9 protein-coding genes and 1 pseudogene are annotated in these 11,677 nt (G+C 44.2%); 1 reads left to right on the top strand and 9 read right to left on the bottom strand.

Translation table 11 applies throughout. The annotated features are described in order from the left end of the window. Nucleotides 1-279 precede the first annotated feature (279 nt). The 5 genes from F6K38_RS27625 to F6K38_RS27605 all read right to left on the bottom strand — a co-directional run bounded on the left by F6K38_RS27625 (nucleotide 280) and on the right by F6K38_RS27605 (nucleotide 2,744). A complete protein-coding gene (locus tag F6K38_RS27625; protein WP_229414779.1) occupies nucleotides 280-780 on the bottom strand; it encodes a diheme cytochrome c in 501 nt (166 codons plus the stop codon). A gap of 88 nt (nucleotides 781-868) precedes the next feature. Next, nucleotides 869-1,777 carry an AAA family ATPase gene (locus F6K38_RS27620; RefSeq protein ID WP_008191660.1) on the bottom strand — a complete coding sequence of 303 codons (909 nt, stop codon included), beginning with the start codon at nucleotides 1,775-1,777 and terminating at the stop codon, nucleotides 869-871. A gap of 281 nt (nucleotides 1,778-2,058) precedes the next feature. Further along, nucleotides 2,059-2,250 carry a hypothetical protein gene (locus F6K38_RS27615; RefSeq protein WP_008191666.1) on the bottom strand — a complete coding sequence of 64 codons (192 nt, stop codon included), beginning with the start codon at nucleotides 2,248-2,250 and terminating at the stop codon, nucleotides 2,059-2,061. A gap of 149 nt (nucleotides 2,251-2,399) precedes the next feature. After that, a complete protein-coding gene (locus F6K38_RS27610) occupies nucleotides 2,400-2,573 on the bottom strand; it encodes a hypothetical protein (protein ID WP_287358265.1) in 174 nt (57 codons plus the stop codon). 45 nt (nucleotides 2,574-2,618) lie between these two features. Beyond that, nucleotides 2,619-2,744: a hypothetical protein gene (locus tag F6K38_RS27605; protein WP_287358263.1), complete on the bottom strand. Its 126-nt coding sequence runs from the start codon at nucleotides 2,742-2,744 to the stop codon at nucleotides 2,619-2,621. Between F6K38_RS27605 and F6K38_RS27600 the strand changes: the two genes are divergently transcribed. After that, a complete protein-coding gene (locus tag F6K38_RS27600) occupies nucleotides 2,722-2,856 on the top strand; it encodes a hypothetical protein (protein ID WP_287358262.1) in 135 nt (44 codons plus the stop codon). The genes F6K38_RS27605 and F6K38_RS27600 overlap by 23 nt on opposite strands. On the opposite strand, the gene F6K38_RS27595 is transcribed toward F6K38_RS27600, so the two are convergent. From F6K38_RS27595 to F6K38_RS27580, 4 genes and pseudogenes are all read right to left on the bottom strand, one after another. Further along, nucleotides 2,853-3,875 carry a bifunctional riboflavin kinase/FAD synthetase gene (locus F6K38_RS27595; protein ID WP_287358260.1) on the bottom strand — a complete coding sequence of 341 codons (1,023 nt, stop codon included), beginning with the start codon at nucleotides 3,873-3,875 and terminating at the stop codon, nucleotides 2,853-2,855. The two genes, F6K38_RS27600 and F6K38_RS27595, sit on opposite strands and share 4 nt — an antisense overlap. Nucleotides 3,876-4,148: 273 nt before the next feature. Continuing rightward, nucleotides 4,149-7,292 carry an ABC transporter substrate-binding protein gene (locus F6K38_RS27590; RefSeq protein WP_287358259.1) on the bottom strand — a complete coding sequence of 1,048 codons (3,144 nt, stop codon included), beginning with the start codon at nucleotides 7,290-7,292 and terminating at the stop codon, nucleotides 4,149-4,151. 233 nt (nucleotides 7,293-7,525) lie between these two features. Continuing rightward, nucleotides 7,526-10,570 (bottom strand): ABC transporter substrate-binding protein, encoded by a 3,045-nt coding sequence (locus F6K38_RS27585; protein WP_287358257.1) that lies wholly within the window; start codon nucleotides 10,568-10,570, stop codon nucleotides 7,526-7,528. Nucleotides 10,571-10,907: 337 nt separating this feature from the next. Beyond that, nucleotides 10,908-11,677: pseudogene (locus F6K38_RS27580) on the bottom strand (ATP-binding protein); the annotation flags it as partial.

Raw genomic sequence — 11,677 nt, 5'->3', positions numbered from 1 at the left:
TCGGGAATCGGGAATCGGGAATCGGGAATCGGGAATCGGGAATCGGGAATCGGGAATCGGGAATCGGGAATCGGGAATCGGGAATCGGGAATCGGGAATCGGGAATCGGGAATCGGGAATCGGGAATCGGGAACACAGAAGAGCCAAGAGCCAAGAGCCAAGAGTGAAAAAATCTTGTGTATCTGATTAGACTAGAAAGCGCTATACTTCCCTAATTTCCCAGACTCCCAGACTCCCTATCTCCCTATCTCCCCATTTCCCCATTTCCCCATCACCGGATTAGGGGGCATCCTGCCATTCTGGGGTCAGGGTGCGGTAATCGTAGTTTGCGACACCGGGATGACAAGTAACACAGGTTTTAACCCCAAAGGGTCGAGGGATTTTGACTCGGGGATGCAGGGCATTGAAATAACGGGATTGGGTCATACGATAAGGGACTTCTTCGTCTTTGTTATGGGGACGGGAGAAGTCTCGCAAGTATTGCCAGGTCAGCAATAAACTTGGACCAAGCAGTCTTCGGAGTTGCGTACCATAATGTTCCTGTGGCTCTAACAATAACCGACGCCAGGTTTCGGTAGGCAATACTTCTGGTGGCAAAGCAATGTGACAAGCGGAACAGTTTTCTAGGTAAAGGTCTTTGCCTAATTTGTAGCGTTTGGACACTGGGTCCATGGATGCGATTACTTCGGTGGGGGTGGAGGTAACTGTTTCTGGCTCAATCGTATATCCTACGGCTCGCTCCAGTCCCCATCCTATGCTAATACTCCAAAAAATTAGCAATAATAACAGAACCCAAGGTGAACGTCTACGGTTTCGCCTTGGGCTTCTTGAGTTCAAAAATTTGGACATACCTCACACACAACACTCTTTAAGGGATTGGTACAGAGCGCAACAATTGCTCAACAATGGGCTGAGCACGACGCCCCCCCGAGGTAATGAGACGATGGGACAGTACATAAGGTGCCAGGAACTTGATATCATCTGGGATGGCATAATCTCGACCTTCCACAAAGGCTAGTGCCTGGGTTGCCCGTTGTAAAGCAATGGTACCGCGAGGACTGACTCCTAAGGTGACATCTTCGGCGGAACGGGATGCTCTGACTAAATTGAGCATATACTCTTGTAGTGACCGTTCTACTTTGACCTGCTGACAAAGATGCCGTAATTCTAATACTTCATCGGTGGTGATACAGGGGGTGAGCTCGGAAACCATCATTCCTTCTAGATGGCGTTGCAACATCTGGAGTTCTTCTTGTTCTGTGGGATAACCTAGGGATAAAGATAATAGGAATCGATCCATTTGGGCTTCTGGCAAGGGGAAGGTACCTTGATATTCCACTGGGTTTTGGGTGGCAATCACGAAAAAGGGCTGAGGTACGGGACGCGATCGCCCATCTACGGTTACCTGCTGCTCTTCCATTACTTCCAATAAGGCTGACTGGGTCCGGGGTGTGGCTCGATTAATTTCATCGGTTAGCAAGACATGGGTAAATACTGGACCTGGCAGAAATTCAAATTCACCACTGCGCTGATTCCAGATATTGGTTCCTGTGATATCCGTAGGTAATAGGTCAGGGGTACATTGAATACGTTGAAATTTCCCATCTATGGAACGGGCTAGGGATTTCGCTAGTAGTGTCTTGCCCACACCAGGGACATCTTCCAGCAAGGCATGACCCCCAGCCAATAGGGCCACGATCACTAGACGAATGGCATCTGCTTTACCAACAATCACACGACCGAGATTTTCCTGGAGCTGTTGAATTCTTTGTCTCATAGAGCAGTGTTCAATTGGGTGAGGGATAAATTATTGGAGGGAGCAGGGAGCAGGGAACAGGGAACAGGGCAAACATCCCCCTATCTCCTATAAGCTAGCAAGGGTTTTCGGAAAATGGGAAAGATTTTGATAGGGCTTATCATACTTATGAGGTACAGGAGGTACAGTCAAGTTTCTTACCCCGACTCCCGATTCCCGATTCAAATGTAAAAAACCTACCCTGATCAGGTGGGTGATCCCCCCTAACCCCCCTTAATAAGGGGGGAACAAGAGCAAGATCCCTATTCTTCTTCATCCATGGGTAGACTTTTATCAAGAAAAATTAAAAACTTAGCATCAGGCATGAGATGTTTCATGGCTTGCGAATAGCTCCTGGCATCAGAAGGGCTGCAGAACCGAGCGAAAACTAATGGTGGCCTGCCTCGCAATAGGCGAATCATGACCCACGGTTGTAAGCTGGGACTATAGGACATAATTTAGGTATCTCCTTTAAAGGGGAGCCAGAGCCAGCCTTGGGCGTGTACATCTTCGGGCTGGCTCTTACTTTTGTATCTCCATTTTGAGTATAGCACAAAAAATATTTAATTATAGCATATTTTGAAAAGTTTTGTAACAAATTCCTTTAGGGAGTGGGGAATCGGGAGTCGGGAATCGGGAATCGGGAATCGGGAATCGGGAATCGGGAATCGGGGGTGTGGGGGGAAATGGGAAATATTTTGATAGGGTTTCTGATACTGATTTGGTCTTGGGGTTTAGCTGTGGGATTAGCGATCGCATAAAGGATTAGCGATCGCATCACTAATACAAAAGCGATCGCATCACTAATACAGAAGCGATCGCATCACCCATACAGAAGCGATCGCATCACCCATACAGAAGCGATCGCATCACGAAAGCGCGATCGCATCACCAATACCAAATTTTCAGCATTGCTGAGGGACTGAATGAATAGGAGTGGGGTAGGCATCCTGCCTGCCGGAAAACTTTCACAGGCAAGATGCCTGTTCCACCAAGATCCCTGCTCCCGATTCCCGATTCCCGATTCCCGATTCCCGATTCCCGATTCCCGATTCCCTTAACCAAAAAAATCCCTAGCGGTTTCACAGTCTTTCTGAATTTGGGCTTTGAGCTGGTCTAGGGAGGAAAATTTTTGTTCGGAGCGGATAAATTGCTTGAGGCTTACGGTTAGGGTTTTGCCATATAAGTCTCCGGACCAATCGAATAGATGAACTTCGACGGTTAAACTGGTGCCCTTGACCGTGGGGCGCATACCAATATTCATGACACCAGGATGGGAGGATAAATTGGTGTCTAGGTTAGAGGATTCAGGGCCATGGGAGACTTCGACGCAGTAAACCCCTAGCTTAGGCAAAAATTTGTCTGGGGGTAAGTGGAGGTTAGCGGTGGGAAATCCAATGGTTCTACCGAGTTGTTGACCTTTCTCTACTATTCCGATTAGGGTGTATGGCCGTCCTAGAAATCGGTTGGCTTTGTCGATATCCCCTTGGGCTAAGGATTGGCGAATGCTGGAACTACTGATCCGTTGGTCTTGACGTTTGTACAAGGATACGATATGGACGGTAATACCGTAGGCGGAGGCGATCGCATCCAAATCCGTTGCGGTGCCAGCTCGCTTATGGCCAAAGCAAAAATCCTCTCCCACACTGACTTGCTGTGCCTGGAGTTGCTCGACTAAAATCTTTTCCACGAATTCCTGGGGACTCAGGGAAGCTAGCTCCCGGTTAAAGGGTAATAGGGCTAACTGTTGCACACCCAAGGCACTCAACTGTTGTGCTTTTTCTGTTGGTGGTGTCAGCAGCTTCCAGGCTTGACCAGAAAAGAATTCTCGGGGGTGGGGATTGAAGGTGGCTACTGTGGGATAGATTAGTTCTAGATTTGGGTCTAGATTTGGGCCACTGGTTTCCGGGTTACTAAATTGCTCAAGATTGGATGATGTCAGGGCTTGAGCTTGAGCAGTTACTGCCGTTGGCAAAATGGGAGCAATAACTTGCTGATGCCCCAAATGGACGCCGTCAAAGTTTCCAAGGGCAACAGCGGTTGGTGTTAATGCGGTAGTTAGAGATGATGTAATCCACACGCTTAATATTTTGACATATTTCGCCCGTGGTAGCCAATGGATGGTAATTACCCTATCAGCTATCAGCTATCAGCTATCAGCTATCAGCTTTCAGCTTTCAGCTATCAGGTACACGGGATGTTTTACCTCTTCCCTCTTCCTTCTTACCTGATATATGCTCAGAAGCTCCCATTCACCCAATAATTTGTACCTCACCCAATTGAAAAATGCTGACGGCTGACAACTGACGGCTGTTCGCGTAGCGTGCGCGTAGCGCATATGCTTACTATTAACTCATTTCAATTTAAATTCACCATCAACCACTTCCACCAGGACAGGTTCACTCTGACGCTCCCCTTGGTCAGTAAACTGCAAAGGTAACCCTGAGGTATCACTCGCTACAAGATTAACCTTGCGGAGTCTGTCGAGAACTTTCTCGCGAGAGGCGTCCTGGAACAAAGCCTGAATCAAGGCTTGAGTAGCATCGAAGCTTGTGGCAGTGCGCCAGTTAACATCTCCTCGCCATAGTTCCCTAGCTGCTGTAGAAAAGTTTTTTGCCTGTGGTGATTCCCTAAACCAGGGGACTGCGATAGTCAACCCTTCAACCCCTTGTTCACGCTCTTGCCAGGTTTTACTACTATATAACGTATCCCCACCGAACAACCTCAGCCCTTGCTGATCTCGGTTGTTGGGGTTAGGGTTTAGGTTAGCGTTGGCTTTAGCAATATTAACAGCTGTATCAATGTATTCCACGCTGGGGAATAACATGGCGGCCTTGACTTGATCTTGATAGAGACTTATTTCGACTTCTTCTGTTATATTAAAGTCGGATTTGTTTAATTCAATCTTCCGAACCACCTTACCCCCTAGTTGTTCAAAGTCTCTTTTAAAAAAGTCTTTGAGACTATTGCTATAGACACTGTCAGCATCATAAAAAATTACGACTTTGTCTAAGCCCAGTGTAGTTTTGAGATGTTGAGCCAGTGCTTTACCAACTGCTAGATTAGAAGGAGCTGTCCTAAATAACACCTTTCCATTTACATAACTACTGGTGCTGGTGGAGGCAATCATGGCTAAGCCAGCTTGGTCGTATACCGGGAGTGCGGCCTTACTGGCATTACTAGAGTTATGTCCAATTACCCCCAGGATAGATTTTTCTTTAACTAAAGCTTGAGCTATTTCTTTCGCTGTGGCTGGATCGTTGCCATCGTTAGCGATCGCAATTTCCAGAAATCGACCATTTAATCCCCCTGAATTATTGAACTGGTGTTGGGCTTGGGCTACTCCCCGCAATATTTCTTGTGCCCTGTCTTTTGACTGGTCAATGGGCACTACCACAGCGATCGTGAATGGTTCCAAGCCCTGTTGACGGGCTCGGGCATTGTTGTAGTAAATCAGCAATTCTGGATCATTGGGATTAGCCTGCCAAGCTTGGTTAAACAAGTTAGCTGCTGCCTTATAGTTTTGGTTTTGGAATGCTGCAGTAGCACGGTCAATTTTTTCCTTGTTGTCAATTCTAGGAAATAAGCTGTGGTCACCCCGACTAATAGTAGTAGCAATGCATCTAATCCCGAAGACTTTATGTTGACCAGCTGGACAGGGCGTTGATACCTTATAAAATCCCACACCAACCAGGGAAATGATTGCTACTCCTAATGCTAGTTTACCTAACCAATTTCCTTGACTAAGATTCTGATGATTAATTTCATATCTAAACTCAGCAATAATCCCAGAATCACTAACCATTCCAGAGGACAAATTATTGTGAATTAATCGATCAGAGTTCTCTGGATAATTTTGAATTTCCAGGATTTTTTCCTGTGCTGATATATTATCTGGAGCAATTTCCAATACTTGGTTAAACTGCTCTCTTGCTCTTGTGAAGGATTGTTGCTCTATCAACTGATTGCCATAATTTAAGAGGGAGCGCACCAAGCCATCTTTGTTACGGATTTGGTCAATTTTATAGGCTCTTTGGTAATAGGTAACTGCTTTCTCAAACTCTCCCAACTCTAGATATCCTTGAGCTAGGGAAAATACAGCACTAAAATGATTAGGGTTTAGTTCCAAAACCTGTTCATATAGCTCTAGAGCTTTGGTAATTTCCCCCTGTTGATCCTGGGTAGTGGCTTGTTGATAGATGGGATTAGTTTGCTCTTGGTCTATTTTTTCTAGTTCTAGGATTTCTTGCTGGAGTGGGTAACGTTTAATCAACCAGCGCCGGATAAATTCAATGGTTACTTTAGATTTATTTTTATCTAAGAAACCCCGTTCCGCTAGTTGGTCTGGTGCTTTTATTAAGGATGTTGTTGGAATAACGCCGTAGTTTTCGAGTAGACTTACAGCAAGTTTTGCCCCCCTAGCCCCCCAACTTTGGGGGGTTCTTGAGTTAAAGTCCCCCAGAATTGGGGGATTTAGGGGGCTTGCAGTTGGTAGTGAGGTCAATTCATCTGAAAACGGCTGTAATGGCTGGTCTGAACTATTTTTAGAACTATTTTTAACGAGATTATCCGCCTCGGCAAACGCAGAGAATACTACTCGTTCTGGGATAGATAATCCGGCTCTAATCCCTAGCAATCCAGCACTAGCATTTTCTAGGGCTTGGTCTACACTGTTTTCCACATCTTCTGGGGTGATTTGCCACTGCTCTAACTCCCTAGCTCTGCTAAAAATAGCAAAGCATAGGACTTGGGTAAAATAGGGATGCCCGCTAGATAACTGGTAAATGGCTTGGATAGCAGCAGGTTCGTAGGTGAGTAGTCCTGCTGCTGGTTTGGTAATTAGCTCCTGGGTAGTTTGTTGATCAAGTAAGCCAATTTCTTGGGTTGGGGCATCTTTGAATATCCGGAGTAAATTCGGTAAATCTTTCGATTCCTGTTCCACACAGAGAATCAGGTATAGATTATCCTGTCGAGCAACTAGGGATTTTAAGTAAGGAAATAAATGCTCGTATAATAGGTGATTATATTGGTTATAATCTGGGCTATTTAATGTCTCGAATTCATCTAGCAATAACGCTATATTTTGGTTGCCCAAGCTTTGATATAATTGGGGCAAAAACTGGTTAGCAAATATCAAGGGGTCGGTGTCTAGGGCGGTACGGTCAGGCAAGGGGATTTCAGGGGAGTCTAGTTCCAAGCTATCCAGGATTTCTATCGCCAGTTCCTCTAAGAGCTCACCAAGAGATTTGTGACTGTAGGATTCCAGATCAAAAGGAACAAAGGCAAAGCTATCTAAGTCAACCGATGTAGGAATATGACGGAGTAGGGACGACTTACCAATCCGCCGTTGACCGTACACTATCATAACCTTGGTTTTATTTTTGAGGTTATCCTCAATAAACCGGAATAAGCTTCGCCTTCCCCAAAATAATTCCGGGTCATTCTCATCAATTGGACGACCAATAATATAGGGATTTCTAGGAACTATTGAAATCATTTTTTGTCATCTCCGATAGAGATAGAGATATAACGTTTACTGCTTTAGTTAGGTTATTTTTATTTACTCCATACTCTATTTTATCCAATTATTTAGGTTTTATAGACAACTCCCTAGGATGATGTTTAAGATCCTTATATTTCCTACCGAGGTTAGAATTCTAAAATTTTAGTAAGTATTTTTAGTCAGTATTGCTAAAGGGGAATTAGGTGGTATTGCCCCAGGCTTGATGATTACGGTGACTTTTCAATCCCCTCTTGGTCTTGCTCTGACACAAATTTCAATTTACCCTTAATCACTTCCACCAGGACAGGTTTACTATCATTACGCTCCCCTTTCGGAGTAAACTCCAAACTAAACCCTGAGGTATCACTCGGTACAAGATTAACATTTTGGAGTCTTTGGAGAACTAGCTTTCGGTCGGCTTCCTTGAACAAAGCTTTAATAAAAGCTTGAGTAGCATCAAAGCTAGTGGCAGTCACCCAGTTAACATGTCCTCCCCATCGTTTGTTAGCTGCTGTAGAAAAGGTTATTGCCTGTGGTACTTCCCTAAACCAGGGTACTACCATAGTTAAACCTTCAACCTCTTGCCCAGCCTCTTCCAAGATTGTCTTAGTATATAACGTATCCCCACCGAACAACTTCAGCCCTTGCTGATCTCGGTTGTTGGGGTTAGGGTTCAGGTGAGCGTTGGCTTTAGCAATGTCAACAGCTGTATCAATGTAATGTGTGCTCGGGAATAACATGGCGGCCTTGACTTGATCTTGAGAAAGATTCCTTGTGAGTTCTTCAGTTATATTCAGGTCTGGATCGTTTAATTTAATATCCCGAACCACCTTACCCCCTAGTTGTTCAAAGTGGGTTTGAAAATCTTGTTTGAAACCTTTGCTATAGACACTGTCAGCATCATAAAAAATTACCACCTTGTCTAAGCCAGCTTGAGTTTTGACATGTTTAGCCAGTTTTTTCGCAAATTCTTGATTAGAAGGAGCTGTCCTAAAGAACACGTTGTTATTGATGTCTTGACTGCTTAAATCAGTACTGGTGCTGGTGGAGGAAATCATCGCTAAGCCAGCTTGGTCATATACAGGGAGTGCGGCCTCGCTGGCCTTACTAGATTCATGTCCAATTACGCCCACGATAGATTTTTCCTTCACCAAAGCCTGAGCTATTTCTTTGGCTTTGGCTTGATCGTTGCCATCATTAGCGATCGCAATTTCCAGAAATCGACCATTTAATCCGTATGAATCATTGAACTGATCTTGAGCTTGGGCTACCCCTCGCAATGTTTCTTTTGCCCCGTCGTTGTCTTGGTCTATGGGCACTACCACAGCGATAGTGAATGGATGTTGCCTCTGTTGGTGGGCTCGGGCATTGTTGTAGTAAATCAGTAATTCTGGATCATTTCGATTAGCCTGCCAAGCTTCCTTAAAAAACTTAGCTGCTTCGGAATAGTTGGCGTTTTGGAATGCTTCAGTAGCACGGTCAATATTTTGGTTGTTGTCAATTCTAGGAAATAAGCTGCGCTCACCGCGACTAATACTCTGACTAGTATTAGTCTTACTACTATTAGTGGCGACACATGTAATCCCGAAGACTTTCTGTTCACCGGTTGCACAGGGAGTTGATAGGTTATAAAATCCCACACCAACCAGGGAAATGATTGCTACACCTGCTGCTAGTTTGCCGATGCCTAACCTAGTAGGATTGGGGGTGCTATGAACCGGATTGATAGGTGTCTTACTAATAGCTGCGATTTTAGCTTCAATATGTTCTAGTTTCTGCTGTGCTAATTGATCCTCAGGGTCAATGTGCAACATTTGCTGAAAAGGCTTCTTGGCTTTTGTGAATGCTTGTTGCTCGATCAACTGATCTCCATAGTTTAGTAGCGATCGCAAAAACCCTTCTTTGCTTTGTACTGGCTTAACTGGATAAACTCTTCTATAGAGTTCTACAGCTTTCCTGAAATTGTTGGCCTGGAAATACACCTCAGCTAGGGCCAACAGAGCGCTAAAATGATTGGGATTAACTTGCAAAACCTCTTGATAGAGCACTAGTGCTGTCTGAATTTGCCCCTGTTGATACCGTACATTGGCTAGTTTATAGATCGGATCACTTTGGTCTTGGTCTAGTGTCTCCAGTTTTAGTATCTCTTGCCGTAGTGAGTGATGCTGAAGTAACCAGTGGCGGACTAATGGCACCTTTACTCTACGTTCTGTATCATCGACGAAACCGTAGTCTTTAAGTCGTTTGGTGGCTTGATACAGGGGATTAGTCTGAATCACACCATAGCCCTCTAGGAAAGATAATGGGTGTTCTGGCAACAGCTGGTGTTGGGAGATAGCTCTTTGTTGAGCTTCTGCCACCGCTAAGAATACCACTCGCTCTGGGATCGGTAAACTTTCCCACAACCCCGCCAATCCCGCTTCAGCTTTCTCAATAGCCTGCTTAACTATAAGCTCCACATCTCGGCTATAAATCTTCCACTGGTTTTCCCTAGCCCTTAAGAATAAAGTAAAGCATAGGACTTGGGTAAAATAGGGATGCCCTGCTGATAAATTGTAAATTTTTGTAACGGCATGGGGTTCATAGGTTACCACATCCTTAGCTGGTTTAGTAATTAGCCGTTGAGCACTCAGCTTATTCAGAAAACCAATTTCGTGGTAAGGTGGACTTCCAAACACCCGGACTATAATAGGCACGTCAACGAGATTCCGTCCCACTACCGCAATCATAAATAATTGATGGTGCCGTTTAATCAAGTTAGCTAAATAGGAAAAAAAATTACGCTCTTCTGATCGAGGCTTTTGGTTAGTTAAAACATCAAATTCATCCAGCAAAAATACCAAATTTTTACTCTTTAATAACCAAAAAACTTTCGGCAAAAAATTATCAAAAAAAATAGTTATATCATTGTTTAACTCTTGTTTTGAGGGCGGAGTAAGATAATCTTGTCCTAGATCAAAGTCATCCACTAAGTGATCACAAATCTCTTGAGCCAAGTTATAGATAATATGACTGAAGGGTTTGTGAATGTAGCCTTGCAAATCGAAATTAACAAAGTAAAACTGATCCGTAGCAACTTTGTTGGGAATCTGTGCCAATATTGATGATTTGCCAATTCGTCGTTGACCATGGAGTAAAATTACCTTTACCCTCTGCCTGAGGTTGTCTTCGATAAACTGAAACAGACTCTCTCGTCCAAAAAACTTGTCTGGATCATCAATTATCTTCCCGATTTCATAAGGATTAGGATGATTATAAGAATTATTAACCATTAGCCGACGATTGATGATTTGTTTAATTTTTATCCAAACCAGTCAAGGTTTGCTGCCATTTGAAGTCAGTAAGTAAGTATTAAGCTAAGGCACCAACTGTTTAATGTTGAGTGCTAATAGCTGATTTATAAGTATCTATAAACTTATCGGAATAAGCAGCAACAGTTATGCATAAAACTTTCAAGACCAGTAAGCATTCAGTGGTCAGTGGTCAGCTTATTTTATTCAAAAGCACCTCAAGGTGGCACAGGCTTTGAGACTGTGACCTAACCAATAAGCTGATAGCTGATAGCACCTCAAGTAGCATCTGAAGTAGCGCATTAGCTGAATGCTGAAGTTAGGAAAATGCAGCTAACACTATCCTCCCCCATGCCAAAGCAGTTTTGACTGTCTTTTGATTGGCCGATAGCCAGTTAATAGTCTTCGTGACTTTCTGAAGTTGAGTATGACTGATCAAATTGAGAAATCTTTCCCTATCTCCTACTATCGGATTATCAGTCTGCCAAAGTTCCTGAATCACCCACCCCTCCATAATTGATGAGGTAAATACGTAGTCTGGTTTCTTTGAGTCTTGATTGCTGCTCTGATTTGTGATAATCACCCCTTGTTCGGCCAGGTTAGTTAACTCTCGCTGGTGTTGACTAAAGATTACGTCAATGCCCCTCAAGTCAAAGTGCTTCTTATGATGGAGACGACCTTCTAACTTGAACAAGGCCATCAACATCAATAAGGTTTGCTCAACTTCGCTGCACCGTTTCCAAATCGTTTCAAATATTTGTCGTGTCTTACCTTCAAAGTCCCGAGCAAAGGCTTGGGCATCAGGGACCTTGCCAGTTTTTAGCTCTCGATAAAGCAAAAAACCAGCAATCTGGAGCAGAGCCGGATGTCCACCAGCAATGTCTTGGATCAGCTCCCGTAAGGTTGGGGTAATTGGCATACCAGCCATTAATTGATCAATGTCAGGGTCAGTAAATGGCTTGAGGGATTGGAACAGATAATGGTTGTACCAGGGAGAACTATTGGGATTGAGAGCAGGACCAAGTTCATTGAGACGGCGGAGTGAGGCCACAATCATGGATAGATATCGCCTCTCCCGAGAGTGATAGG

Source organism: Moorena sp. SIO3B2, from assembly GCF_010692525.1.
GTDB lineage: Bacteria > Cyanobacteriota > Cyanobacteriia > Cyanobacteriales > Coleofasciculaceae > Moorena > Moorena producens.
Note: the sequence above shows the minus strand (reverse complement) of the source record. Positions and strands in the feature narration are given on the sequence as shown.